Source organism: Xanthomonas sp. NCPPB 1754, from assembly GCF_041475725.2.
Taxonomy (GTDB): Bacteria; Pseudomonadota; Gammaproteobacteria; order Xanthomonadales; family Xanthomonadaceae; genus Xanthomonas; species Xanthomonas euvesicatoria.
Genome location: NZ_CM192982.1, coordinates 4,631,830 through 4,657,530, shown reverse-complemented (window position 1 = coordinate 4,657,530; position 25,701 = coordinate 4,631,830). Strand labels below are relative to the sequence as shown.

The 25,701-nt window shown below is 65.5% G+C and carries 23 protein-coding genes; 16 read left to right on the top strand and 7 right to left on the bottom strand.

What is annotated here, in order from left to right; all coding sequences use genetic code 11:
• Window positions 1-132: 132 nt before the first annotated feature.
• Complete coding sequence (locus tag ACCQ15_RS20090; protein WP_372380979.1) at window positions 133-960, bottom strand: carbonic anhydrase; 828 nt, start codon at window positions 958-960, stop codon at window positions 133-135.
• Window positions 961-1,584: 624 nt separating this feature from the next.
• On the opposite strand from ACCQ15_RS20090, the gene mgtE reads away from it, so the two are divergent.
• From mgtE to ACCQ15_RS20045, 9 genes are all read left to right on the top strand, one after another.
• Window positions 1,585-2,952 (top strand): magnesium transporter, encoded by a 1,368-nt coding sequence (mgtE, locus tag ACCQ15_RS20085; protein WP_372380978.1) that lies wholly within the window; start codon window positions 1,585-1,587, stop codon window positions 2,950-2,952.
• A 115-nt stretch (window positions 2,953-3,067) separates the two neighbouring features.
• Entirely contained in the window at window positions 3,068-5,776 is a 2,709-nt protein-coding gene (locus tag ACCQ15_RS20080; RefSeq protein WP_372380977.1) for a bifunctional acetate--CoA ligase family protein/GNAT family N-acetyltransferase, read from the top strand.
• Between the two features lie 105 nt (window positions 5,777-5,881).
• The gene (locus tag ACCQ15_RS20075; protein ID WP_008575120.1) at window positions 5,882-6,925 is read left to right on the top strand and encodes a DUF475 domain-containing protein; all 1,044 of its coding nucleotides are present in this window, start codon (window positions 5,882-5,884) and stop codon (window positions 6,923-6,925) included.
• 602 nt (window positions 6,926-7,527) lie between these two features.
• Entirely contained in the window at window positions 7,528-10,026 is a 2,499-nt protein-coding gene (locus tag ACCQ15_RS20070) for a ribonucleoside-diphosphate reductase subunit alpha (RefSeq protein WP_218502721.1), read from the top strand.
• 194 nt (window positions 10,027-10,220) lie between these two features.
• Window positions 10,221-11,264 carry a ribonucleotide-diphosphate reductase subunit beta gene (locus ACCQ15_RS20065; protein ID WP_005914812.1) on the top strand — a complete coding sequence of 348 codons (1,044 nt, stop codon included), beginning with the start codon at window positions 10,221-10,223 and terminating at the stop codon, window positions 11,262-11,264.
• A 169-nt stretch (window positions 11,265-11,433) separates the two neighbouring features.
• Window positions 11,434-11,916 (top strand): flavodoxin, encoded by a 483-nt coding sequence (locus ACCQ15_RS20060; RefSeq protein ID WP_109290469.1) that lies wholly within the window; start codon window positions 11,434-11,436, stop codon window positions 11,914-11,916.
• Window positions 11,888-12,214: a thioredoxin family protein gene (locus ACCQ15_RS20055; RefSeq protein ID WP_005914813.1), complete on the top strand. Its 327-nt coding sequence runs from the start codon at window positions 11,888-11,890 to the stop codon at window positions 12,212-12,214. Before ACCQ15_RS20060 ends, ACCQ15_RS20055 begins: the two co-directional genes overlap by 29 nt.
• A gap of 37 nt (window positions 12,215-12,251) precedes the next feature.
• The gene (locus ACCQ15_RS20050) at window positions 12,252-12,704 is read left to right on the top strand and encodes a DUF3592 domain-containing protein (protein ID WP_029820669.1); all 453 of its coding nucleotides are present in this window, start codon (window positions 12,252-12,254) and stop codon (window positions 12,702-12,704) included.
• 37 nt (window positions 12,705-12,741) lie between these two features.
• Window positions 12,742-13,143, top strand: a complete 402-nt coding sequence (locus ACCQ15_RS20045) for an acyl-CoA thioesterase (RefSeq protein ID WP_011348953.1) — start codon at window positions 12,742-12,744, stop codon at window positions 13,141-13,143.
• Between the two features lie 147 nt (window positions 13,144-13,290).
• On the opposite strand, the gene ACCQ15_RS20040 is transcribed toward ACCQ15_RS20045, so the two are convergent.
• The 4 genes from ACCQ15_RS20040 to ACCQ15_RS20025 all read right to left on the bottom strand — a co-directional run bounded on the left by ACCQ15_RS20040 (window position 13,291) and on the right by ACCQ15_RS20025 (window position 16,853).
• The gene (locus ACCQ15_RS20040; RefSeq protein WP_029820668.1) at window positions 13,291-13,806 is read right to left on the bottom strand and encodes a hypothetical protein; all 516 of its coding nucleotides are present in this window, start codon (window positions 13,804-13,806) and stop codon (window positions 13,291-13,293) included.
• A gap of 298 nt (window positions 13,807-14,104) precedes the next feature.
• On the bottom strand, window positions 14,105-15,049 hold the full coding sequence (gene panE / locus ACCQ15_RS20035; protein ID WP_173363331.1) for a 2-dehydropantoate 2-reductase: 945 nt from the start codon (window positions 15,047-15,049) through the stop codon (window positions 14,105-14,107).
• Window positions 15,049-15,861, bottom strand: a complete 813-nt coding sequence (locus ACCQ15_RS20030) for an ABC transporter permease (protein WP_029820666.1) — start codon at window positions 15,859-15,861, stop codon at window positions 15,049-15,051. The genes panE and ACCQ15_RS20030 overlap by 1 nt, the downstream gene beginning before the upstream one ends.
• On the bottom strand, window positions 15,858-16,853 hold the full coding sequence (locus tag ACCQ15_RS20025) for an ABC transporter ATP-binding protein (RefSeq protein ID WP_372380976.1): 996 nt from the start codon (window positions 16,851-16,853) through the stop codon (window positions 15,858-15,860). The genes ACCQ15_RS20030 and ACCQ15_RS20025 overlap by 4 nt, the downstream gene beginning before the upstream one ends.
• A 36-nt stretch (window positions 16,854-16,889) precedes the next feature.
• On the opposite strand from ACCQ15_RS20025, the gene ACCQ15_RS20020 reads away from it, so the two are divergent.
• The gene (locus tag ACCQ15_RS20020; protein WP_372380975.1) at window positions 16,890-17,717 is read left to right on the top strand and encodes a ferredoxin--NADP reductase; all 828 of its coding nucleotides are present in this window, start codon (window positions 16,890-16,892) and stop codon (window positions 17,715-17,717) included.
• A gap of 85 nt (window positions 17,718-17,802) precedes the next feature.
• Here ACCQ15_RS20020 and dmeF read toward each other — a convergent pair whose 3' ends face one another.
• On the bottom strand, window positions 17,803-18,804 hold the full coding sequence (gene dmeF, locus ACCQ15_RS20015) for a CDF family Co(II)/Ni(II) efflux transporter DmeF (protein WP_372380974.1): 1,002 nt from the start codon (window positions 18,802-18,804) through the stop codon (window positions 17,803-17,805).
• Between the two features lie 64 nt (window positions 18,805-18,868).
• Here dmeF and ACCQ15_RS20010 point away from each other — a divergent pair, with 64 nt between their 5' ends.
• Window positions 18,869-19,141 (top strand): metal/formaldehyde-sensitive transcriptional repressor, encoded by a 273-nt coding sequence (locus ACCQ15_RS20010; protein ID WP_031424722.1) that lies wholly within the window; start codon window positions 18,869-18,871, stop codon window positions 19,139-19,141.
• A 118-nt stretch (window positions 19,142-19,259) separates the two neighbouring features.
• Here ACCQ15_RS20010 and ACCQ15_RS20005 read toward each other — a convergent pair whose 3' ends face one another.
• Complete coding sequence (locus ACCQ15_RS20005) at window positions 19,260-20,822, bottom strand: GH39 family glycosyl hydrolase (protein ID WP_372380973.1); 1,563 nt, start codon at window positions 20,820-20,822, stop codon at window positions 19,260-19,262.
• A 463-nt stretch (window positions 20,823-21,285) separates the two neighbouring features.
• Between ACCQ15_RS20005 and ACCQ15_RS20000 the strand changes: the two genes are divergently transcribed.
• Genes ACCQ15_RS20000 through ACCQ15_RS19980 form a run of 5 tightly spaced genes read left to right on the top strand, consistent with a single transcriptional unit; the run spans window position 21,286 to window position 25,694 of the window.
• Complete coding sequence (locus ACCQ15_RS20000) at window positions 21,286-21,873, top strand: hypothetical protein (protein WP_011348946.1); 588 nt, start codon at window positions 21,286-21,288, stop codon at window positions 21,871-21,873.
• Window positions 21,870-22,070 carry a helix-turn-helix transcriptional regulator gene (locus ACCQ15_RS19995; protein ID WP_008575151.1) on the top strand — a complete coding sequence of 67 codons (201 nt, stop codon included), beginning with the start codon at window positions 21,870-21,872 and terminating at the stop codon, window positions 22,068-22,070. The genes ACCQ15_RS20000 and ACCQ15_RS19995 overlap by 4 nt, the downstream gene beginning before the upstream one ends.
• Window positions 22,071-22,124: 54 nt before the next feature.
• Window positions 22,125-23,726 (top strand): alpha/beta hydrolase, encoded by a 1,602-nt coding sequence (locus tag ACCQ15_RS19990; protein ID WP_136732945.1) that lies wholly within the window; start codon window positions 22,125-22,127, stop codon window positions 23,724-23,726.
• A gap of 31 nt (window positions 23,727-23,757) precedes the next feature.
• Complete coding sequence (locus ACCQ15_RS19985; RefSeq protein WP_008571231.1) at window positions 23,758-24,504, top strand: ABC transporter ATP-binding protein; 747 nt, start codon at window positions 23,758-23,760, stop codon at window positions 24,502-24,504.
• Window positions 24,501-25,694 (top strand): ABC transporter permease, encoded by a 1,194-nt coding sequence (locus ACCQ15_RS19980; protein WP_008571232.1) that lies wholly within the window; start codon window positions 24,501-24,503, stop codon window positions 25,692-25,694. Before ACCQ15_RS19985 ends, ACCQ15_RS19980 begins: the two co-directional genes overlap by 4 nt.
• Window positions 25,695-25,701: the final 7 nt, after the last annotated feature.

Here is a 25,701-nt window from a genome sequence, read left to right as displayed (position 1 = left end):
GCGCGCTGCGCGATGCGGCCCGGCACCTATCTGCGGATGTGCGCGCGGATCAGTCCGGCACCGCCTGCGCCTGCACGGTCAGTGCGCATGCAGTGCATGGCACCGCACGCGGTCGACACTCCGTGCGAGCAATCAGCGGCTTTTAAGCAGAAAACGCCGATCCAGCGGCTGCAGCGGGCGCGCATTGAACGGGTACACGCGTTCGAACGCGTTGATCTGTGCCTCCGACACCTGCACCGGCTGGCTGAGCACCACCCAGTCCACCGTTTCGCTGCACGGCGGCGTGGTCAGCGAGCCTTCGTAGCGATAGAAGCTGCGTTGATTGCTCGGCGGAAGAAACGCCTCGGCACTCACCGTTGCGTTGGTGACCTGCCGGGTCTGGTCCTTGTCCTTGGGTATGGCGTCGAGCACCCGCTGGAACGCCGGGTTGGCCTTGCCGGTTTCGAAGAAGATCGCCAGCACGCCCAGCGTGCCGTCCGGGCCCTGGTGCACCAGATGCGCCTCCATCGGGAAACGCCGGCCGTTCAACAGGTGCTCGCTGGGGTGATGGAAGTGCAGTTGCAACGCTTGATACTGCTTGCCGCCGATCGCCATGGTGCCGCCGTCGTGCAGATCCAGCGGGATGGAATGGCCGGTGTTGCGCACGACCAGCGGCACCGCGCTGTAGCTCAACAGCAGCGTGCCCAGGTTGGCGTCGATGGCGCCTTTCAGGTCGATGGGGCTGTTCTGCTGGCCATTGCCGCACAGCGCATTTTCCTTGGCCAGCTCGGCCCAATGCTCGGCACCTTCCGGGCCGGTATAGCCCCATTCGTGCCCGCTGTGCGGCGCGGTCTCGTGCGCCTGCACCGGAGTGCTCTCGGGCAGTGCGGTTTGCGCCATGCCCACCGCGCCCCATCCGGCGGCGATGCACAGGCACAGCGGGCTGATGCGACGTAACAGAAGCGACCTTGAAACGGGCATGCACAAACTCCGGAAGGAAAACGCACTGCGTGGATGCGATGGCCGATGCCATCGCGTAAGAGCAACGCATCGGGCGCTGCGGGAAGCGGACTGTAGCAATGAACTGTGACGGTCAGCACGGCGCGGCGACAGGCGGTTGCGCGGCGCCATCTCGGCGGTGCATCGGCACCTGGCAACCCGCCTGCCCGGCACGCATTGGCGTATCGCCGCGCGAGCGTCCCAGCCTTTCCGCAACGCTGCGCAACCCCCTGCGCCGGCACGCCACAGGGCGCTTCCCGGAGGGTTGGCCGCCAGCGGCACGCAGCGGGCGCCGTGCCGCTGGCCTTGGCGGCAGTCAAGCCGGCCACGCAGCACCCGCTCCGCACCGCTGCCCGCCAACGCATCTCGTCTCAACGTGCATAACGCGCTTTAAGCGGCCTGCGCGCAGGGCATTGACCAAGCCGACTCAGGCGCGCAGACTGCGCCGCGCCATCGCCCGGATCACCGGTCGGTACGCACCTTTGGAGCCCTTCCCCATGTCCAGCGACAGTCACCCTAGACCCGGGTCGATGACCCAGCTGGCGCGCGCCTGAGGCCCAGGTTCGCCGGCTGTCATCGACGACGGTCGTCACCAGGCGAACCACCATGTACGACCAAACCCTGCGCCTTGCCGAAGGCGTCGATGCACTGACCGCACCCCTGGCCGAACTCAATACGGCCGATGCGGTGGAATATCTCAACACCCTCGACCGCGACGACGCGGCGCAGGTGCTGGCCGCATTGCCTTTGCTGCGCGCGGTGAAATTGCTCGAACAGCCGGAGTTGCGCGATGCCAGCATGCTGGTGGCGTCGCTGCCGGCCGAGCAGGCCGCCACGCTGCTTGGCCAGATGGCCGACGACCGCGCCACCGATATCTTCCATGGCCTGGATGCCGAGCAGCGCCAGCCGCTGCTGTGGCTGCTCAGTGCCGAGGCGCGGCTGTCGATCCAGGCGCTGATGCGCTACCCGCCCAACACCGCCGGCGCGCTGATGACCACCGAGTTCGTGGCCGTGCCGTCGGACTGGACGGTGGGCCGCACCCTGCAGCACATCCGCGAAGTGGAGCGCAGCCGCGAGACCGTCTACGCGATTTATCTGCTCGACCCGCACACCCGCGTGCTGCAGCAGGTGGTGACCATGCGCCGCCTGATCACCGGCGCGTCGGAGGCGCCGATCCTGGACGTGGCGCAGGTCAATCCCCCGGTCACCGTGGACCCGGCACTGGACCAGGAAGAAGTGGCACGGCTGATCCGTCGCCACGACCTGCTGGCGATCCCGGTGGTGGATGCGCGCGGCCACGTGCTCGGCATCGTCACCGTGGACGATGTGCTCGATGCGCTCATCGCCGAATCCACCGAAGACGTGCACAAGTTCGGCGGCATGGAAGCGCTGGACAAGCCGTACATGCAGATTGGCTTCGGCCAGATGATCAAGAAACGCGCCGGCTGGCTGAGCGTGCTGTTTCTGGGCGAAATGCTCACCGCCAGCGCGATGCAGCACTTCGAGGACGAGCTGTCCAAGGCGGTGGTGCTGACCTTGTTCATCCCGCTGATCATGAGCTCGGGCGGCAATTCCGGCTCGCAGGCCACCTCGCTGCTGATCCGCTCGCTGGCGCTGCGCGAAATCCGCCTGCGCGACTGGTGGAAAGTGGCGCTGCGCGAACTGCCCACCGGCCTGACCCTGGGCGCGATCCTGGGCGTGCTGGCGATCGTGCGCATCACCATCTGGCAGACCGCCGGCCTGTACGACTATGGCCCGCACTGGCAGATGGTGGCGCTGACCATCGGCGCGGCGCTGATCGGCATCCTCACCTTCGGTTCGCTGTCCGGCTCGATGCTGCCGTTCGTGTTGCAACGCTTCGGCTTCGACCCGGCCAGCGCCTCGGCGCCCTTCGTCGCCACGCTGGTGGATGTCACTGGCCTGGTGATCTATTTCAGCATCGCCGCGCTGATCTTGAGCGGCACGCTGTTGTAGAGGCCTCGCGCTCGGGTAATCACGGATGCATGCACGTGCGCATGCATCCGTCACCCCATGCCCTGAAACGCCAGTGCGTGTACCGTAGCGCGATGGCATTCGCGTCCCCCGTCCGATGAGTACGTACCACCTGCAGCAGGTCTTTCGTCCCAGCACCGTCGCGGTGGTGGGCGGCAGCCCGCGCGAGCGCTCGGCCGGGCGGGCGGTGGTGCGCAACCTGCGCGCGGCCGGGTTTCCCGGCCGGATCGGTTGGGTGAGCCCGCGCTATAGCGAGATCGATGGCGTGCGCACGGTGGCGCGGTTGACCGATCTGCCGTGGGTACCGGACCTGGTGGTGATTACAGCGCCGGCGCGCATCGTGCCGCGCATCGTCTCCATCGCCGCGCGGCGTGGTGTGGCGGCCGCCATCATCCTCACCGCCGGCCTGGGCAGCGGCCCCGGCTCGCCGGCCGCGCGCATGGAGTCGGCCGCGCGCGCCAAGGGCATGCGCATCCTCGGCCCACACTGCCTGGGCGTGATCGCCCCGCATGCGCGGCTCAATGCCAGCATCGCCGCGCATTGCCCGCAGGCCGGCGACCTGGCGTTGATTTCCGAATCCAGCGCCATTGCCGCCGCGCTGGTGGAGTGGGGTGTGGCGCGCTCGGTCGGGTTTTCGGCGGTGGTGTCGCTGGGCGATACGCTGGACGTGGATTTCGGCGATCTGCTCGACTACTTCGCCACCGACTACCGCACTCGCGCGATCCTGCTGTACGTCGAACGCATCGGCGATGCGCGCAAGTTCATGTCGGCCGCACGTGCCGCCGCGCGCGCCAAGCCCGTCGTGGTGGTCAAATCCGGCCGCCAGTACCGCATCAATCCCAATGCCGACACCCACGCGCAGGCGCTGGCCGGTTCGGACGCGGTGTACGGCGCGGCGTTCGCACGCGCCGGGCTGTTGCGGGTGGGCGCGCTGGACGAGCTGTTCGCCGCCGCCGAAACGCTGGGCCGGCTCGGCAGTTTCCCGGGCCGGCGCCTGGCCATTTTGAGCAACGGCGGCGGGGTGGGGCAGCTGGCGGTGGACCAGCTGGTGTTGCGTGGCGGCACCCTGGCCGAGTTGTCGCCCAAGACGCTGGAAAAACTCGATCAATCGCTGCCGGAAGGCTGGTCGCGCAGCAACCCGGTCGACATCATTGTCGACGCCGACGGCGCGCGCTATGCCGCAGCGATCGAAGCGCTGCTGGACGATCCGGAAAACGACGCGCTGCTGGTGGTCAATGTGCCCACCGCGTTCACCTCCTCGGCCGATGCGGCCAAGGCGTTGACCCGCGCGCTGGACCAGCGCAACCGCTACCAGCGCGACAAACCGGTGTTTGCGGTGTGGCTGGGCCAGGACGATGCGGCGATCGCCGCGCTCAACGCCGCACGCGTGCCCACCTATGCCACCGAATCGGATGCGGTGCGTGGCTTCACCCACCTGGTGCGCTACCGCGAGGCGCAGGCGGCGCTGATGGAAACCCCGCCCAGCCTGCCGGAAGACTTCGTCGTGGATGCCGGCATCGCGCGCACGCTGGTGGAAGAGGCGCTGGCGGCCGGCCGGCGCTGGCTGGACCCGGTCGCCACCAACCGCCTGCTGGCCGCCTACGGCATCCCGGTCGTACCGCTGCAGGTGGCCGCCAGCGCCAACGAGGCCGCATTGCTGGCCGACCCGTTGCTGGCCGTCGGCCGCACCGTGACATTGAAAGTGTTGTCCAGCGAGATCGCGCATAAGTCCGACGTGGATGGCGTGCGCCTGAACCTGTCCAGCGTGGCGGCGGTGCGCGAAGCGGCCACCGGCATCCTGGCGCGTGCGCGCGCCGCGCATCCCCATGCAGTGATCGAAGGGGTGATCGTGCAGCCCACGGTGCTGCGGCCCAAGGCGCGCGAACTGATCGCCGGCATCGCCGACGACCCGGTGTTCGGCCCGGCGATCGTGTTCGGGCGCGGCGGCACCGCAGTGGAAGTCATCAACGACCGCGAGCTGGCCCTGCCGCCGCTGGATCTGCGCCTGGCCCACGAACTGATCGGCCGCACCCGCGTCTCGCGCATCCTCAAGGCCTACCGCGACGTGCCGGCCGCCGACGAGCGTGCGGTGGCGCTGGTGCTGGTCAAGCTGGCGCAGCTGGCCGCCGACATCCCCGAAATCACCGAGCTGGACATCAACCCGCTGCTGGCCGACCGCGATGGGGTGATTGCGCTGGCCGCCCGCGTGGCGGTGGCGCCGGCGCGCAAGCTGCACAAGGGCCGCGGCCATCCGCGCTTTGCGATCTTCCCGTACCCCAAGGAATGGGAGCGCCAGATCGGCCTGGGCGATGGCACCCATGCGCTGGTGCGCCCGGTGCGCCCGGAAGACGACGCGCTGTTCCGCGCCTTCTTCGCCCGCGTCACCGACGAAGACCTGCGCCTGCGCTTCTTCCAGTCGGTCAAGCATTTCAGCCATGAATTCATTGCTCGGCTGACCCAGCTCGATTACGCCCGCTCCATCGCGCTGGTGGCCATCGACCCCAAGACCGGCGACATGCTCGGCGCGGTGCGCCTGCACGCCGATGCCGATTACCAGCGCGGCGAGTACGGCATCCTGATCCGCTCGGACCTCAAGGGCCACGGCATCGGCTGGCAGCTGATGCGCATCATGATCGAGTACGCGCGCTGGCTGGGCCTCAAACAGATCGAAGGCCAGGTGCTGCGCGAGAACCGCACCATGCTGGCGATGTGCCAGAGCCTGGGCTTTGGCGTGCGCCCGGATCCGGACGATGCGACCCTGATGGCGGTGACACTCCCTATAATAGGCGAGCCGCGCCCGGCCTGACGTTGCGTCACGCCGCGGTCCCCCATCCTCCACTGCACGCCGGGCTGCCAGGCCTCGATCTGGCCCATTGCTCCGGCTGTCGTCTCGGCCCGCCTGGGAGTGTCAATGTTTCGCGATTTCAGAATGTCGTTCGTGGTCACCGCCATCTGCCTGGGCCTGGCTGCGTGGTGGGGCCATACCTCATCGATGGGGATCTGGCAGGCGCTGTGGCTGTGCCTGGTGCTGAGCGTGCTGGAAGTGTCGTTGTCGTTCGACAACGCGGTGGTCAACGCCGGCGTGCTCAAGCACATGAACGCGTTCTGGCAGAAATTGTTTCTGACCGTGGGCATCCTGATCGCCGTGTTCGGCATGCGCCTGGTGTTCCCGATCGTGATCGTGTCGGTGGCCACCGGCATGGGCCTGGTGCCGGTGATGCAGATGGCGCTGAAGGAGCCGGACCGCTACAGCCAGGTGCTGACCGATAACTACCCTTCCATCGCCGCCTTCGGTGGCATGTTCCTGCTGCTGGTGTTCCTGAATTTCCTGTTCGACCAGGAACGCAAGCTGCACTGGCTGGGCCCGGTGGAGCGGCTGGTCGGCAAGCTGGGCAAGGCCGATGCGATGTCGGTGATCGTGGCGGTGTCGGTGCTGCTGGGCACCAAGCTGTTCCTGCCGGAGGCCATCTTCCAGAGCGTGCTGTTCGCAGGCCTGGGCGGCATCCTGCTGTATCTGCTGGTCGGCAGCGTGGATGCGTTGTTCGAGGCCGAAGAGAGCGAAGACGGCAGCATGGGCCCGGCCAAGCGTTCGGGCATCGCCGCGTTCCTGTATCTGGAAGTGCTGGATGCCTCGTTCTCGTTCGACGGTGTGATCGGCGCCTTCGCCATCACCCGCGACGTGGTGATCATCATGCTGGGCCTGGCGATCGGCGCGATGTTCGTGCGCTCGATGACCGTCTACCTGGTGCACAAGGGCACCCTGGACGAATTCGTGTTCCTGGAGCACGGCGCCCATTACGCCATCGGCGTGCTGGCGATCATCATGCTGGTGGGCACCGTCTACCACGTGCCGGAAGTGCTGACCGGCCTGATCGGCGTGGCCTTCATCGCCGCCTCGGTGTGGTCGTCGATCCGCTACCGCAAGCGCCACCATCTCGGGCCGACCGAGATCTGAGCGATCACCGGCGAGCTTGCGCGGTCGCTGAACGGCTGGTGGCGCGTGGGTCGCCCGGCGGGTAAAAAAACGCGACCGATAGCACGCCTGGTGTCGACGGCGGGTGAGTGCGGCGAGCGAATCAGGACCCTCCCGACTTGACCTGCGCAGTCGGATTCGTCCTCCCGCCGCGCGAGGCGACCGCTCGTCAGCGCAGCCCGTTGTGCCGCAACGCTCGGCGCAATTTGGGCACATTTGGTGTTGACCCCCTGGGGGTACCCCACTATCTTGGGGTTCGGTGGTGACCGCCCCCAAGTGGCACCGATCAGACGAAGGCGATGCGCAAGTGCGACATTGCCTGCGGCTCCCATCTCAGCGACCTGTACGCGCCCCGGCATTGCCGCGGTCGCTTCCGGCCCGATGACGGCAGCGCGTTGCCACCGAACACCATCATGCGACAGCACACCGCGTGATGGCGGCCGTGGGAGTTGAGGGAAATTGGTGGGTGATGCCGCCGCAGGCCATGGCCTGCGCGCTGTGCGTCCTGTGTCGCCAATGCACCCTGGACGCCGCTCGGTCGTTGCCTGCTCCGGCAGGTTCGTGTGCCTACGCATGGAGGACGCATGACCACCAACGACACCCTTTCCGCGATCGCCGCCGGTACCGCAACACCCACCAGCGTTCCCGCCAGCGTTGCCGCGCCCGCCTGCGGCGCGCCGGAAGTGACCGACCCGTCGGACATCGTGCCGCCTCCCCGCCAAGCCATTGCAATGCACGCACAGACCATCGAAGAACAAAACGTCTCCACCTGGATCACGAAAGAAGCGGGCAATCGCAAGATTCCGTTCGAGCCGGAGCGCCTGAATCGCGCCATCGACCAGATCCATGCCGAGTTCCCGCAGCTGGACGTGGCCGATTACAAGCGCTCGGTGTTCGGGTTTGTCGAGCGCAAGGACAGCGTCAACGCCGACGACCTGGTCGACCACCTGATCCGCGAGGCCGAAGCCCGCGTCGACCTGACCACCCCGGAGTGGGAGCATTTCGCTGCGCGTCTGTATCTGCGCCGCCTGTACAAGCGCGCCAGCCGCAACCGTTTCTACGACGCCAGCCAGAAGTACGGCTCGTTCGTCGGCCTGCAGGAGAGCCTGGCCGACCGCAATGTCTATTCCAACGACATCCTGCGCCGCTATTCCAAGGACGAGCTGATCGAAGCCGGCAAGATGATCGAGCCCGAGCGCGACAAGCTGTTCGCCTACAACGGCCTGTACCTGCTGGCCACGCGTTACCTGGCCACCGATAGCTCGCGTGGTGTGTTCGAACTGCCGCAGGAGCGCTGGCTGACGATCGCGCTGTACCTGATGCAGGACGAGATCGGCACCGGCAAGGGCAGCCGCGAGCGCCGCATGCAGCTGGTGGGCGAGGCCTACTGGGCGCTGTCCAACCTGTACATGACGGTGGCCACCCCGACCCTGGCCAATGCCGGCAAGGTCGGCGGCCAGCTGTCGAGCTGCTTCATCGACACCGTCGACGACAGCCTGCAGGGCATCTACGACTCCAATACTGACGTGGCGCGCGTGTCCAAGCACGGCGGCGGCGTCGGCGCCTACCTGGGCTATGTGCGTTCGTCGGGTTCGGCGATCCGCGGCGTGTCCAACTCGTCCGGCGGCGTGGTGCCGTGGATCAAGCAGCTCAACAACACCGCCGTGTCGGTGGACCAGCTGGGCCAGCGCAAGGGCGCCATCGCGGTCTACCTGGACATCTTCCACCGCGACATCGAAGCGTTCCTGGACCTGCGCCTGAACAACGGCGACCAGCGCCTGCGCGCGCATGACGTGTTCACCTCGGTGTGCATCCCCGACCTGTTCATGGAAGCGGTCGAGCGCCGCGGCGACTGGTACCTGTTCGACCCGCACGAAGTGAAGCGGATCAAGGGTTGGTACCTGCAGGACTTCTATGACGAGAAGAAGGGCGACGCCAACGGCAGCTTCCGTCGCAAGTACGAAGAAGTCGTCGCCGACGAGCGCATCACGCGCAAGACCGTCAAGGCGATCGAAATCTTCAAGCGCATCATGGTCAGCCAGCTGGAAACCGGCAACCCGTTCATGTTCTATCGCGATGAAGTCAATCGCAAGAACCCGAACAAGCACGAGGGCATGGTCTATTCGTCCAACCTGTGCACCGAGATCCTGCAGAACATGAGCCCGACGCGGATGATGCAGGAGATCATCAGCGGCAATCAGATCGTCACCACCAAGAAGGCGGGCGATTTCGTCGTGTGCAACCTGTCCTCGATCAACCTGGGCCGCGCGATCACCGTGCAGGCCGACCAGGCCGATCTGCTGGGCGCCGACGTGCTGGAGCGCCTGATCCCGATCCAGGTGCGCATGCTCGACAACGTGATCGATCTGAACCAGTTGCCGGTGCCGCAGGCCACCATCACCAACCAGAAGTACCGCGCGATCGGTCTTGGCACCTTCGGTTGGCATCATCTGCTGGCGCAGAAGTCCATCCACTGGAATGCCAAGGAAGCCGAGGACTACAGCGACGAGCTGTACGAGCGCATCAACTACCTGACCATCCAGGCGAGCATGGAGCTGGCCAAGGAAAAGGGCACCTACAGCGTGTTCCGCGGCAGCGACTGGCACAACGGCGAGTACTTCCGTGCACGCGACTACAATAGCCCGCAGTGGCTGGAGCTGTCGGCGCAGGTGGCGGTCAATGGTGTGCGCAATGCGTGGATGCTGGCGGTGGCGCCGAACATGAGCACCGCGCAGATCGCCGGTTCCACCGCCTCGATCGACCCGATCTACAGCGCGTTCTACTACGAAGAAAAGAAGGACTTCCGTCGCCCGGTTGCCGCGCCCGGCCTGTCGCTGGAGACCTGGCCGTACTACGAAAAGGGCGCCTACAAGGTCGATCAGTTCGCCAGCGTGCGCCAGAACGCGCGTCGCCAGCGTCACGTGGACCAGTCGATCAGCTTCAACTTCTACGTGCCCAGCACCATCCGTGCGAGCACGCTGCTGGACCTACACATGACCGCCTGGCGCGAAGGGTTGAAGACCACGTACTACGTGCGCTCCAACGACATCGACATCAGTGAGTGCGAGTGGTGTTCGAGCTAAAGCGCATGCAGTAGCTAAGCGCATTCGCGCTTCGCTTCCACGGTTCGCGTTGCGAACCGTGGACCCTGCTTCACAAGTATCCACACCCCGCGCCTTCGGCGCGCCCCCTGACTCAGGGGGCTTTCCTCCAGATTGATTTGTTGCGCCGCCGTTTTTGTTTGTACGCGCGGCGCCTGAAACACGAGTAGAAACCCATGTCCGCAACACCGCTCGACCGCATCAAGATCCTTGAGCCGCGCAACCCGAACCGTTCGACCGGCATCATCAACGGCCAGACCTCGGGCATCCTCAACTGGAACGATATTCCGTACCCGTCCTTCTATCGGGCCTACAAGGAGCTGTCGACCAACTTCTGGATCCCCGACGAGGTGGACATGAAGGGCGATGCGCGCCAGTACAACGAGCTGTCGGCGCGCGAAAAGAACGCCTACGACTCGATCATCGGCTTGCTGGCCACGCTGGATTCGCCGCAGACGCGCTTCATCTACAACGTCGCCGAATACATCACCGACCCGGCCGCGCATGCCAATGCCGCGATCATCGGCCAGCAGGAAGTGATCCATAACGAGAGCTACAGCTACGTGCTGGCCTCGATCACCGGCCTGGCCGACCAGAACCGCGTGTTCGAAATCGCGCGCACGCACCCGACCATCATCAAGCGCAACGCGCCGATCATGGGCGCCTACGAAGACTTCATGCGCGAGAAGACGGCCGAAACGCTGATCCGTTCGCTGATCCAGTCCTCGATCCTGGAAGGCATCAACTTCTATTCCGGCTTTGCGTATTTCTACAATCTGGTCCGCCAGAACCGCATGACCGGCACCGGCAAGATCATCAGCTTCATCAACCGCGACGAACTGGCGCATTCGAAGTTCATCAGCGAGCTGATCCGCGCCATCATCGGCGAGAACCAGGCGCTGCAGGGCGACGAGCTTACCGACTACGTGCACAAGGCCTTCGAGCACGCGATCGACCTGGAAACCCAGTGGACCGCCGAAGTGCTGGACGGCATCGACGGCATCGACGTGGACGAGATGATCCGCTACGTGAAGTACCGCGCCAACAAGATGGCCGGCATGCTCGGCATCGAGAAGCTGTACGAAGGCGCCAACGACAACGTGATGCCGTGGATCAAGGCCTACGCTGACAACTTCACCGAAACCAAGACCGACTTCTTCGAGATGCGCAATGCCTCGTACAAGAAGACCAATTCGGATAACGGCTTCGACGATCTGTGAGGAGCCGGGATTTGGGATTTGGGATTCGTTGAAGCGCCGGGATTAGGCATTGGAGATTTGGGATTCGTCACAGCAGCACTGCGCTAAGACACATCGATCAAGGACTTTCAATGACGTACCAGTTGCGGCTTTTGCGAATCCCCAATCCCGACTCCCCCATCCCCGCCCCATGAACATCCTGCTCGCCCTGGCATCGTTGAGCGGCAACACCCGCGATGTGGCGCGCAGTGTCGCGCGACAGTGCGAAGCGGCTGGGCATGCGGTGACCTGGGTGGAAACCGACATGCAGACCCTGGCCCAGGTGCCGCATGCGCCAGGACAGTACGCGTTGTTTCTGCTTGGTAGTTGGACCGACAACGGCGGCCGTACGCCGGCAGAGATGAAGCGTTTCATCGTCGAGCTGGTCGACACGCTGGGCAAGCCACCGCGCGTTGCCGTGTTCGGCACCGGCGAAACGCAGTGGGGCGAAGAGTATTTCTGCGGTGCGGTGCACCGAATCGCGCGCTTCTTCGACAGCCCGTTTCCCCGTTTGACCATCGAACAGATGCCCCACGGCCAGCGCGACGCGCAGGCCATCGCCGCCTGGACCGATACGGTTCTGGCCCAATGCAAGAACGATCCCAATGCAGACCATTACCGTCACGTCGCCTGAGCACTACACCCAGACCCTGGCTGCGCATCCGCGCGCGCTGGTGGATTTCTACAAAGATAACTGCCCCGGCTGCCGCATGCTCGACATGTCGCTGGACAAGTTCGCCACCAGCGATGCCGCCAATGGCGTGGCCTTGTTGAAGGTCAAGTTGGAAGTGGTGGGCGAGGACTTCTTCCGCGAGCTGGGCCTGCGCCAGACGCCGACCCTGGCGCTCTACCGCGACGGCAGTGAAGTGGCGCGTCTGCCCGGCTTTCAGTCGCCGGCGCAGGTGGAAGCGGCGGTCCGCAGCGGCCTGTGATGGCGACGGGCGCCCGGTCGATGCAAGGTGCCCGGCAATGAACACCACGGTCACCATCGTCGCCTGGAGCTTCCTGCTGGCGGGGTTGGGCTTGTTGACCGGTGCGGCGCTGCTGCCGGATCAGGCGCGCTGGATCTTGTTGCTGCTGGGCGTGACGTTCGGCGGTGTGGGTGGTGGCATCCTCGGCTATCGCGTCTGGCATGCGCGCCGTGCTGCGTGGTTGCGCCGGCATGGCACGGTGGTGGAGGCGCGTTTTGTGTGCGTTGAACGCAATGCGTCTTTGCAGGTTAACGGCGTGCACCCGTTCCGTATCCTGGCCCATCGCCACGACCGCACGCACGACACCTTGACCGAGTATCGCAGCGATAATCTGTGGACCGATCCGCAGCCGTTCCTGCGCGAGGGGCAGTCGCTGCGGGTGTTCGTCGATCCGCAGCGGCCAGTGCGCTACCACCTGGACCTGAGCTTCCTGCCGCCGCTGCGCAGATGATCGGGCTGGCTATCCTTCCTTCTTACGGCACTTCTTCATGACCAGTTCCACGCCCGTTGCACCGACCGAAGCCCGCATGGCCGAGATCGTGTTTCCCAATCACACCAACCATCTGGGCACGCTGTTCGGTGGGCAGGCGCTGGCGTGGATGGACAAGGCCGCGTTCCTGGCCGCCTCGCGCTATGCGCGCCGCACCGTGGTGACGGCGCGTTCGGATCAGGTGGATTTCAAGCTGCCGATCCGCCAGGGCCAGATGGTGGAAACCATCGCCCGCGTGGTGTTGGTGGGGCGTAGCTCGATCACGGTGGAAGTGGAACTGATCGCCGAAGACCTGCTCAGCGGCGCACGCGAGCTGTGCACGCGCGGGCAGTTCGTGATGATTGCGCTCGATGCCGATGGCAAGCCGACGGCGGTGCCGCCGCTGCCGGCAGCCGGCTAAGAGCAGCGAATAAGACGACTGCGTTGCCGCCATGTGAGCGCAGCCAGTGCTCGGTGCGGTATGTATCACGTGCACTGCGGTTGCTGCGCTTCATCCACACCCGCCTGACGACCGCTCGCGACGTGGTGCTCGCCGCCGTGAGCGCGCTTACTCCTGTACTTCGCGGTCTTCGCGCTTGGTTTCTTCCATCGCCTCCGGTTCCAGCTCTTCGGCGCTGCGATTGAGTTTGACGAACACACCCCAGGCAATCAGCAGCAGTGCCGCGCAGGAGCCGACGGCAGCCGCGTAAGGCAGCTTGGCCGGGTCGGCATGCATCAGTTCGAAGATCGACACCAGCGTTTCGATCGCCAGCGCGATCACGATGACGACGAAAAAGCGCGACAGATACCGCCGCACGCGCGTCGGGCCGCTGACCTTGACGTCGCGCAGGATCTCTTCTTCGAAGATGGTCTGGCCAAGTTCGAGCGTGACCAGCGCCACTGTCAGCAGGCCGATGGCTTCGAGCACGACGTTGAAACGGTCGCGCACCACCATGTCGCCGCCGGGTGTGAAGCCGTGCCACAACTCCAGCCCGGCCATCGTCACCAGGCCCGCCGCGCACAGCACGAAGAACGCCAGGATCACGAAATGACCGGCACGAAACAGGTGGCTGAGCGCTTTCATCAGGGGCGAAGTGGGCGATGGGAAGCAGAGCATCGTGTGCACCGCGTCGTTGCAGCGCGAAGGCTACGCCAACCCGGCGCACCCTCATCCGGCGCGTTGCGCCACCTTCTCCCGCGAGCGGGAGAAGTGACGTCCCAGAGCAACGCGGTGGAATGGATATGCAGGCCTTTGGCCCATTGCCGTGTAGCGACCCGCATCCTTTGTCCCGCGCTCTTCCCCCGCCTGCGGGGGAAGGTGCCCGAAGGGCGGATGGCGCAGACGGCTCACACGCGCAGGCGGCCCCAGTTGCCCGCCATGATCAACTATGCCGCAACACTTGATACGCCTGCAGGTGCACATTGGCCGCCATCAGCAGAGGCGCGTTGCGCCCGGTTTCGCGCACGCGCGCCAGCATGTCGCCGACGATCTGCGCCGCTTCCACGTCCTGGCCGGCTTCCAGGTCGCGCAGCATCGAGGCCTTGAGCGGCGAATCCACCTGCAGCAGCGTTTGCAACGCTTTGGCGCGTGCCGGCTCGGGAATCGATTGCCCGGCCGCATCGGCAGCCCACAGGCATTCGTTGTACAGGCCGTTGATCAACGCTCGGCCGTCGTCGGTGGCCACGATCGCGCCGACCGGCGCACGCATCAGGCACGTGGCCGCGGCCAGTGCGGTGAGGAAGCTGTACTTGTTCCACTGCTCCTGCGCGATCTGGGTGCTGGCCACGTGGTCGATGCTGGCCTGCGCGCAGGCGGCGGCAAATGCCTGCACCCGGGTCGAATGTGCGTCACCGCTACGCTCGCCGAAGGTGATCGCCGCCGGCTTGCCCAGGTGCACAATCTCGCCGTGCTCGCCCTTGGTCGCGCTGATGAAGCACAGCCCGCCCAGTACCCGCGCGGCGCCGAAGCGCTCGTCCAGGGCCGCGTAATGGCGCAGCCCGTTGAGGATGGGCAACACCGTGGTGTGCTCGCCCACCGCCGGCGCAATCGCCTCGATCGCGCTGTCCAGGTCGTAGGCCTTGCAGCTCAAGATCACCAGATCGAACGGCCGCTGCGCCACCAATGCCGGCAAGTCCTGCGCGGTGACATGCGCCACCTGCAGATCGGCATCGCCCAGCGGGCTGCGGATGCGCAAGCCGTCGGCCTGCAGCTGCGCCGCACGCGCTTCGCGCACCAGGAAGGTGGCATCCACGCCGGCCTGCGCCAGACGTCCGCCGAAATACCCGCCGGTGCCGCCGGCGCCCAGGATCAGGATGCGCATGGCCATCAGCTCCGCAGCCCCACACCCCGCCGCAGCAACCACAGCGCCAACGCGCTGAGCACGGCGACAAAGCCCAGCATCAATGCGTAGGCGACCCAGATCGGCACGTCCGAGCTACCGAGCAGGCCGTAGCGGAACGCGTTGACCATGTAGAAGATCGGGTTGGCGTGGGTGGCCGCTTCGGCCCAGCCGGGTAGCAGTTTTACCGAGTAGAAAACGCCACCCAGGTAGGTCAGCGGGGTCAGGATGAAGGTGGGCACGATCGCCACGTCGTCGAACTTCTTGGCGTAGACCGCGTTGACGAAGCCGGCCAGCGAGAAGATGGTCGCGCCCAGCAGCACCGTGGTCAGCGTGACCAATGGATGCGGGATCCGCACCGGGGTGAAGAACATCGCGATGATCAGCACGATCGCCCCGACCATCACCCCGCGCAGCACCGCGCCGGACACGTAGCCCCACAGGATCACCCAGTTGGGCATCGGGCTGACCAGCAGTTCCTCCACGTGGCGGCCGAACTTGGCGCCGAAGAAGCTCGAAGAGATGTTGCCGTAGCTGTTCTGGATCACGCTCATCATCACCAGGCCCGGCACGATGAATTGCATGTAGCTGTAGCCGCCCATCTCGCCCACGCGCGAGCCGATCAGCCCGCCGAAGATCAAAAAGTACAGCGTCATGGTGATGGCCGGCGGCACCAGGGTCTGGCCCCAGATGCGCAGTATGCGCTGCACTTCGCGGCGCACGATGGTGCCCAGCGCAATCCAGTTGCGTTGGCGGGGTGTGGCGGGCGTGGCGGACATCGACGGCTCCGAAGGACTCATGGGTGGCCTGCCGGGCGCACGGGCGCCGTTGCGGCAGGAGCCGGGGCGGCGACGGTCTCGCCAGGCCCGGTCAGACGAACGAACAATTCTTCCAGCCGGTTGCTCTTGGTACGCATCGAGCGCACGCGGATACCGGCGTCGCCCAGCGCGGCGAACACGCGGTTGAGGTCCATCGCGCGCGGCATGTCCAGATCCAGCGTGTGGCCGTCGATGGCGGTGAGCGTGGTGCCTTCGATCACCGGCAACTGCGTGGGCAGCTCACCGTCGATATCGAACAGGAAGCCTTCCACGTCGAGCTTGGCCAGCAGTTCGCGCATCGGCCCCTGGGTAACGATCTGGCCGTGATTGATGATGGCCAGGTTGCGGCACAGGTGCTCGGCCTCTTCCAGGTAATGCGTGGTCAGGATGATCGTGGTGCCGGCGGCGTTGATGTCCTTGAGCACGCGCCACATGTCGCGGCGGATTTCGATATCCACACCGGCGGTGGGTTCATCCATGATCAGCAGGCGCGGCTGGGTCATCATGGCGCGGGCAATCATCAGCCGGCGCTTCATGCCGCCGGAGAGCGTGCGGCTCATCACCTGGGCCTTCTCCCACAGGTGGGCGCGGCGTAGTTCCACTTCGGCCAGTGCCTGCGCCTGGCTGCGCGGCATGCCGTAAAAGCCGGCGTAATTGACCAGGATGTCGAACGGCTTTTCGAACAGGTTGAAGTTGATTTCCTGCGGCACCAGGCCGATCAGGCGCATCGCATCGCTGCGGTGGGCGACCAGGTCGGTGCCGAACACTTCCACCTGGCCGCCGGACAGGTTCACCAGCGAGCTGATGATGCCGATCAAGGTGGACTTGCCCGCCCCGTTGGGGCCGAGCAGGGCGAAGAAATCGCCTGGCGCCACGTCCAGCGAGACGCCCTTGAGCGCCTGGGTGCCGTTGTCGTAGGTCTTGCGCAGATCGCACACGCGCAGGGCGGGCGCACGGGGAGATGGGGAATTCAAGCCGGGTCCTTCGCGCCAGGGTGACGGCGCAGCGAGTTGCAGCCCGTTATTATAGAAGCCCGTTGGGGCTTGCCCCGATCACAGACTGTCCCAAATACGTTCGTGCCCGTTCAATTCCCCCTCAAGCTTGTCGACCGGCGCATGATTGCGCCCACCGTGGCCCACTGCCAGTTCGTCCGTGACGACGGCCAGCCGCTGGATTTCCAGCCCGGCCAGTTCATCCAGATCCATTTCGACCATGCCGATGGCACGCCGACCAAGCGCAGCTATTCGCTGGCGACCATCCACGATCATGCGCTGGGGCCGGGCGAGGCAGTGGAGATTGCGGTGAGCTTCGTGCCCGGCGGCTCGGCCACGGCCTTGTTCGAAGGCCTGGAGATTGGCGACCAGTTGCAGGCAAGCGGCCCCTACGGGCGCTTTTGCCTGCAGCCGGGCGATCACAACCAGCGTTACGTGCTGATCGCCACCGGCACCGGCGTCACCCCGTACCGCTCGATGCTGCCGCTGCTGGCCGAGGCAATCGCCACCCGCGGTGTGCAGGTGGTGTTGCTGCAGGGCGCACGCACCCCGACCGAGCTGCTGTACGGCGACGACTTCCGCGCGTTTGCCGATGCGCACCCGCAGTTCCGCTACGTGCCGTGCTTCTCGCGCGAAGTGCCCGAGCAGCCGCATGCCGATGTGCGGCACGGCTACGTGCAGCAGCACCTGGCCGAGTTCGCGCCCGATGCCGCGCACGACATCGCCTACCTGTGCGGCAACCCGGACATGGTGGACACCTGCCTGGACGCGCTCAAAGCCGCCGGCCTGCCGAGTGCGCAGATTCGCCGCGAGAAGTACGTCAGCTCCACGCCGCCCAAGGTCTGAGGTGGCATGCAGGCGGCGCGTCGATGCCGCCTGTGTCTGCAGGCGTGCTGTGGCCTGCAGCGTGTGACGCCAAGTTGCTGCGGTTTTAGCCGGCAGCGTCCAGAAGCGCCGGGCGCTGCAGCTCCACCGTGACATGCACCAGTTCTTCATGGATCTGCAGTGCGCGGCGCACCAGCTCCGCATCGATATCGGCTGCAGTGACCAGGCTGACGACGCAGGCATAACGCTCGCTGCCGACCCGCCAGACATGCAGGTCGGCGATGTCGATCGCATGCCCAAGCTCGGCGATGACCTGTTTCACTTCGGCCACCACCGGCGCGTCCATCTCCGCATCCAGCAACACGCTGCCGGTGCTGCGCAGCAGCCCCCAGGCCCAGGCGGTGACCAGCACCGCGCCGACGATGCCCATGAGCGGGTCCAGCCAGGTCACGCCCCAGTGCATGCCGGCCACCAGTGCCACGATGGCGAGCACCGAGGTCGCGGCATCGGCCACCACGTGCAGATACGCCGCGCGCAGATTCAGATCGCTGTGCGCCTCCTGGCCATGACCATGACCCTCGTGCGTGTGCGCATGTCCGTGACTGTCATGCGCGTGCACGTGACCATGGTGATGACCGTGCGCATGCCCATGCGAGTCGCGCAACCACCATGCGCAGATCAGATTGACCAGCAGGCCGATCAGCGCAATCACGGTGGCCTCCTGATACTGGATGGGCTTGGGCGTGAACAAGCGTTCCACCGACTGGAATGCCATCAGCGCGGCAACCCCCAGCAACAGGACCGCGCTGGTGTAACCGCGCAGCACCTCCACCTTCCAGGTGCCGAAGGTGAAGCGCACATCGCCGGCATGCTGCCGCGCAAAGCGGTAGGCGAACAACGCCAGTCCCAGCGCCAACGCGTGCGAGCTCATATGCCAGCCGTCGGCGAGCAGGGCCATGGAATTGAGCGTCCAACCGCCCACGATCTCCACCGCCATCATGAGCACGGTCAGGATCACCGCCTTGCGGGTGCTGCGCTCGGCGATCGGGTTGGCGCTGGCAAAGGTATGCGACTGCGCGCAATGCGGCGCAGCGTGCGTGGTCGACATCGGCGGTAGCTCTGGCTAAGGTACCCCCAGAGGGTATCCTAAATACCCCCAGGGGGTATATGGCATGGCACATCTCAATCAGGACAAATCGAAACTGATCGCGCGCGTGCGCAGGATCCGCGGGCAGGTGGAGGGGCTGGAAAAAGCCCTGGCGCAAGACGTGGACTGCACCGCGTTGCTGACCCAGGTGGCCGCATTTCGCGGCGCGGCGCAGGGCTTGATGGTCGAGTTGCTCAGCGAGCACCTGAAGCATCACGTGGCCGCGCCGGATGCATTGGGTGAGCGTGAGCTGGCAGTGGATGACATCACGGCCATCCTCAAGACCTATCTGAAGTAAGCGCGGCCGACACACCATTGCGCTCACTCTCGGCCGGTTATGGTCCAGGCGCGCGTGACGGCCTGCATGGGCGTGTCGCGCCCCGTCGTCCTGATGCGCGGCACCCTGGCGCTTGCAGTCAGTGCGCCGCCGGCTCCAGCGTCAGCAGCACCACATCGTTGCTGCGCATCGGTACCGCGATGGCAACCACGCCATCGGCGCCCACACGCACACGCCGGTCCTGTTCGGGCGCATCGCGCGTGGCCTGTTGCAACTGCGTCAACTGACGCGGCGCAAGCGCCTTGGGCATGCCCATGTCGATATACAGCGATAAGGGGTCGTTGCGCCGATAGCCGGTCCTGCGCACCTGCAACTGGTAGGTGCCGGCAGGCACGTGGGTCATGCGCATCTGCAACGGTGCGCTATCGGTGGCGGGCACCTGCTTGGTGTAGAACGGCGTATTGCTCACCGCCTGCACGGGCTGCTGCCAATCCCACACCAGCGCGGCGACACGCGTGCCGTCCACTGCGGCGAGGGAGTGTGCGTCGCTCAGCGGCACATCGCGGCCCTTGAGTGCATTCAAATATTTGTAGGCGAACCAGGCCGGCTTGCGAATGCCTTCGCGGTTCATCAGCCCAAATCCGCCGTGGAAGGGCGTGGGCGGTGGGCTGGGTTCTTCGAACAGATCGGTATAGGTCCAGTAACTCATGCCCTGCACCAGGCCTTGCACCTGCTTGAGCTTGGTCAGGATGTACGGCGCGCTGATGTAACTGTCGTGGACGAAATCGCGCGGCGTATAGCTGCTGCTCCACTCGGTGAAGTACAGCGGCAGATCCGGAAACGGCGAGGCCTGGATCTGTGCGCGCACGCGCCGCACATCGCCGACGATGGCATCCGGCGACGCAGACAGCTTGGTGTCCTGGTTGCCGTTTTCATCGAGAAACCCGCCATCCACGCCATAGGTATGTGTCGTGACGAAATCGATCGGCAGCTTGTTGGTGGCGATAAAGGCCAGTAACTCGGGCACCCAGGCGGCGCCTGCCGTGGATGGACCGCCGACGCGCAGTTGCGGGTCGATCGCCTTGATGGTGCGCGCCGTGTTCGCATACAGATCGAAGTACGCCTGCTGGTCGGCGTTCTCCCAGAAATCCTTCAGATTGGGCTCGTTCCACACTTCGAAATACCACCGGCGCACTTCCTCGGCACCGTAGCGCGCGCGGATGTGGCGCACATACGCATCGATCAACTGCCTCCACTTGGCAGGATCCGGATGCGAGGTGTTGCCCTTCCAGTAGAACAGCGTCTGCTCGGAGGTCTTCATCGCGCTTGGGGTAAAGCCCAGTTCGACGAAGGGGCGAATGCGCTTGGCCAGCAGTGCGTCGTACAACTGGTCCAGCTTGGTCCAGTCGTACACCAGTTTGCCGTCGACCTGTCTGACGGTGCCGAGCACATCATGGAAGACATCGTGGAAGCGGATGTAGCGAAACCCCAACTCTTGCACGGCAGGCAGCAGATGCGCCTGCGTGTCGCTGCGAATCAAGGTGCCGGGAAAATCCGAGCCAACCGACAGGTCGTAGAAACGATCGATCGGCGCAACCGCCGTGGCCAGATCCAGCTGGATCGTGCGCGGCGCTGCGTGCTGCGCCGGTGCAGAAGCCGTCACGCAGCACAGCGCCGCTGCCAACAAGACATGTGAACGCATCGCCGCTCCTGCTGAAGTGCCAGCCGGCAGCCTAACGCATATGCGGCAGACCACTGCCGACATGCGGAGTGATGTCGCGGGGCCAACAACATCGCTAGGCAGCCGCCATGCGAACGCGGCTGCTGCCGCGGCTTGGCATCGGATGTGCCGTGCGTACGCTGCGGCGGCTGTGTGTCGTCTGTCTTACCTGCCGACATCCCGCGACGGGTGTTCGCCGCTTGGGCCAGGCAATGACGGCGGACGCAAAAAAAAACCGCATTGGAATGTGTAAAGGGTGCTTGACAGCAAGCGCCAGTGGGCGCATCTTGCCTGTCAAGCGTACTTGACAGGCGACTGAGATGCGGCGGCAGCATAGGCACATGGATTGCAGGCATCACCGCGCAACGCGATGCGCTGTGCGCACGGTCGCCGGGCGTGCGCGCAGCGATCGGGCAGCGCGTCATGGCTTCGCCGAGGTCGTGCGATGACTAGCTGCAAGCGCAAGGCGCTGCTGGTGTTCTGCGTGGGGCTGGTCTTCCTCGGCATTGGGCTGCTGGGTCTGTGGCACGTGCTGCCGTTGAACAACTACCTAGCCGGGGTCAGTGCCGGTATTGGTGGCTCATGCATGCTGCTGTCGGTGCCGATGTGGCTGGCGCGCGGCAATCCGCGCGATAGCACCCGTCCGGCGTTGGCGCGGCGGTACTACCGCGAATTCGGCATCCCGATGCTGTTGTACGTGCTGGTGATGCTGTTCTGGCGCTATCTGCTCGGGCATGTCGGGCCGCACTGGGCGCGCGTATTGATCGCCCTGCTGCCGGCGGTGCTGGTGGTACTGGTTATTCGTGCGGTGGCGCGTTACGTGCGCGATTCGGACGAGATGCAACGACGGATCGAGCTGGAAGCGATCGCCATTGCCGCCGGCCTGGTCAGCGGTGCGTACATGACGGCCGGATTTCTGCAGGCCGCCGCGCTGATCGATGTTCCGGCGAGCGCGGCGATGCTGTGGGTGTTTCCGTTGCTGTGCGCCATCTACGGCATCACCAAAAGCATCCACGCGCGTCGTTTTGAATGAATAGCCGCGTGCGCGAATTGCGCGAGGCCAATGGGTGGTCGCAAGGAGAACTCGGCGAACGGCTGGGTGTGTCGCGGCAGACGATCAACGCGCTGGAAACAGGCAAGTACGATCCCAGCCTGCCGTTGGCGTTTCGGATCGCACGCCTGTTTGGGGAATCGATCGAGCACGTTTTTCTTTACGAAGACGGGCAGTAACGGTCACGTGTGGCCGCATGCAGCGTCGGGGGACAGGCAATGCCAGGAGACAGGATGACGATGGTCAAGCAATCCACGATGGTGGCGGCAGTGCTGATGGCGATGCTGGCTGCCGGATGCCAGCGCGCCGCAGCGCCGGCCGCAGCAAACGACGTTGCAGCAAAATCCACCGCGACAGCGCCGGGTACGACTGCGCAGCAGTCCGCCTCAAAAATGCCGCCCGGCACTGCCGCGGGCAATCGTTACGGCACGCTGCTGTTCACGCCGTGCACGCTGAGCGCTGGTGGTGCTGCCGGCAACATCGAAGCGCAATGCGCGAGCCTGCGCGTGCTTGAAAATCCGGCCGCGCCGAGCGGGCGCAGCATCGCGTTGAAGATTGCCTGGCTGGAAAGCGAAGCCGGCGCCGGCAGCACGCCGGACCCGGTGTTCTTCATCGCCGGTGGACCGGGGCAATCGGCCACTGAGGTCGCGGCGATCGTGGACATGGGCCTGCACGAAGTGCGCAAGCAGCGCGACATCTTTCTGGTCGATCAGCGCGGCACCGGCGGTTCGCATCCACTGGAGTGTCGCGACGCGGCGGGCAAGCCGCTGGCGCTGGAGAACAGCAGCCAGGCCTCCGCCGAGCAATTGACTGCGTATGCGGCCCGATGTGCCGACGGTTTGCGCAACGACGCCGACCCGCGCTACTACACCACCAGCGAGGCCATCGGCGATCTGGATGCGGTCCGCGTAGCGCTGGGCGTGCAGACGCTGAATCTGATCGGTGCCTCGTACGGCACGCGCGTGGCGCAGCACTACGCCGCGCGTTATCCGCAGCACACGCGCAGCGTGGTGATCGATGGCGTGGCGCCGAACGATCTGGTGATCGGCGGCGAGTTCGCGCGCACCTTCGAAGATGCGATCGCGCTGCAGTCTGCGCAATGCCGCCAGCAGCCAGCATGCGCCAGGCGCTTTCCGGTCGATACCGCCACGCAGTTGCGCCAGGTGGTCGAGCGGCTGCGGCAGGCGCCGGTGGCGGTGGACTACCGCGACCCGCGCACCGGTGGCTTACGCCACGAGCAGGTCACTGCCGACACCGTGGCCGGCCTGGCGTTCGGTTTCTCGTATGCGCCGGAAACCGCATCGTTGCTGCCGTTGGTGCTGGACGAAGCTGCCGCAGGCCGTTACGCCTCGTTGATGGCCTTGGCGCAGATGAGCGCATCGGGCATGTCCGATCAGATGAATCGCCTGATGCAATGGTCGGTGTTGTGCAGCGAAGATGCCGGGCGTTATCACCCACCCGCACACCAGGACACCACGTTGCTGGGCAACGAGGTCGCCGAGATGTTCTTCGCACCGTGCAAGGTGTGGCCGTCCAAGCCGGCGCCGGCCGCCGCAAGCGCGCCGTTCCGCTCCACCTTGCCGGTGTTGCTGCTCTCCGGCGCGCTCGACCCGGTCACGCCGCCACGCTACGCCGAGCGCGTGCTGCAGGGGCTGCCCAACGGCCGGCATGTGATCGCGCCCGGGCAGGGGCATGGCGTGTTCCGGCTGGGCTGCATGCCCAAGGTGCTGAGCCAGTTCATGCAGACCGCCGATGCCAAGGCGCTGGATACCACCTGCGTTGCCAGCCTCAACACCGTGCCTGCCTTCACCTCGTTCAACGGATGGGAACCATGAGTCGCATCGACCACGCCACGGAGGCGCTCGCATGATTGTCGTCGATACCCTGCATAAGTCGTTCAAGACCAAGACCGGTCTGGTGAAAGCCGTCGACGGGGTCAGCTTCAGCGCTGCCGACGGCCAGATCACCGGGCTGCTCGGCCCCAATGGCGCCGGCAAGACCACCACCTTGCGCATGCTCTACACGTTGATGACGCCCGACCAGGGCAGCGTCACGGTCGATGGCGTGGATGCCGCCCGCGACCCGGTGACGGTGCGCCGCGCACTCGGGGTGTTGCCGGACGCACGCGGCGTCTACAAGCGCCTGACCGCACGCGAGAACATCGCCTACTTCGGCCAGTTGCATGGCCTGTCGCGCAGCCAGATCGCACAGCGCACGCACCTGCTGGCCAGCGCGTTGGACATGGACGATATTCTCGACCGCCAGACCGAAGGCTTCAGCCAGGGCCAGCGCACCAAGACCGCGATTGCGCGCGCATTGGTGCACGATCCACGCAACGTGATCCTGGACGAGCCCACCAACGGACTGGACGTGATGACCACCCGCGCCATGCGCGGCTTCCTGCAACAACTGCGTGCGGAGGGGCGCTGCGTGATTTTTTCCAGCCACATCATGCAAGAGGTCGCCGCGCTGTGCGACCGCATCGTCATCATCGCCAAGGGCAAGGTGGTGGCGGCCGGCAGCGCCGACGAACTGCGCGCTGCCACCGGTGAACACAACCTGGAAGACGCCTTCGTCAAGGCGATCGGCTCGGACGAGGGACTGCACGCATGAGCACCACATCGTTGTTGTCCACGCTGTGGACCGTGCTGCGCAAGGAATTGCGCGACATCTCGCGCGACCGGCGCACCCTGGCATTGGCGTTGCTGTTGTCGCCGCTGCTGTACCCGATCCTGATCCTGGGCATGGGCGCGTTGAGCGAAAGCCGCGTGCGCACGCAGATCGACAAGCCGCTGGAGATCCCCACGCTCGGGCGCAGCAACGCACCGAATCTGGTGCGATTCCTGGCCGCGCAGGGGCTCAATGCCGTGGATGCGCCAGCCGATCTGACCGCGGCCATTCGCAACCAGGATGTGGATGTGGCACTGCGCATCAGCGACAGCTACGCCGAGGATTGGCGCGAAGGCCGGCCGGCGCTGGTGGAGATCATCAAGGACAGCACCCGCCGCGAGGCCGATGTGCCGAGCATGCGCCTGCAGGCCGCGCTCACCGGCTACAGCCAGCAGGTCGGCGCATTGCGGCTGCTGGCGCGCGGTATCGATGCGCAGGTGTCCAGGCCCCTGGAAGTGGCCGCGCAAGACCTGGCCACTGCCGAAGCCAAGCGCGGCCAGATGATGGCGATGCTGCTGCCGGTGTTGCTGGTGATCACCTCGTTTCTGGGCGGCGCCTCGTTGATTCTGGACGCCACTGCCGGCGAGCGCGAACGCCAGTCGCTGGAGCCGTTGCTGGCCACGCCGGCGCCGCGTAGCGCCATCGTCAGCGGCAAGATCGCTGCGGCCTGCGTGATCGGCATGGTGTCGCTGTTGCTCACCTTGCTGGCATTCAAGCTGAGCGCGCAGCTCTCCACATCCAACCTGGGCCGCCAGCTCAACGTCGGCTTCGTGCCGATGCTGCAGATGCTCTTCATCCTGGTACCGATGCTGTTTGTCGGCACTTCGCTGCTGACCTATCTGGCCGCCGCGGCCAAGAGCATGAAGGAAGCGCAGGCGCACATGACCTGGTTGCTGCTGCTGCCGATGCTGCCGGGCTACGCCTTGATGGCCTATCCGCTGAAGACGCAGCTGTGGCATTTTGCGGTGCCGTTTCTGGCGCAGAACCAGATGCTGTTGAAGGTGATCCGCCACGAGACCATCAACCTGCAGACCTGGGCGGTGTATCTGTTGGCCGGCTTCGGTGTGGCGGCACTGCTGTGGTATGCGGCAGTGCGCCGGTATCACCAGGAGCGTCTGGCGATTTCGGGCTGAGGGTGTT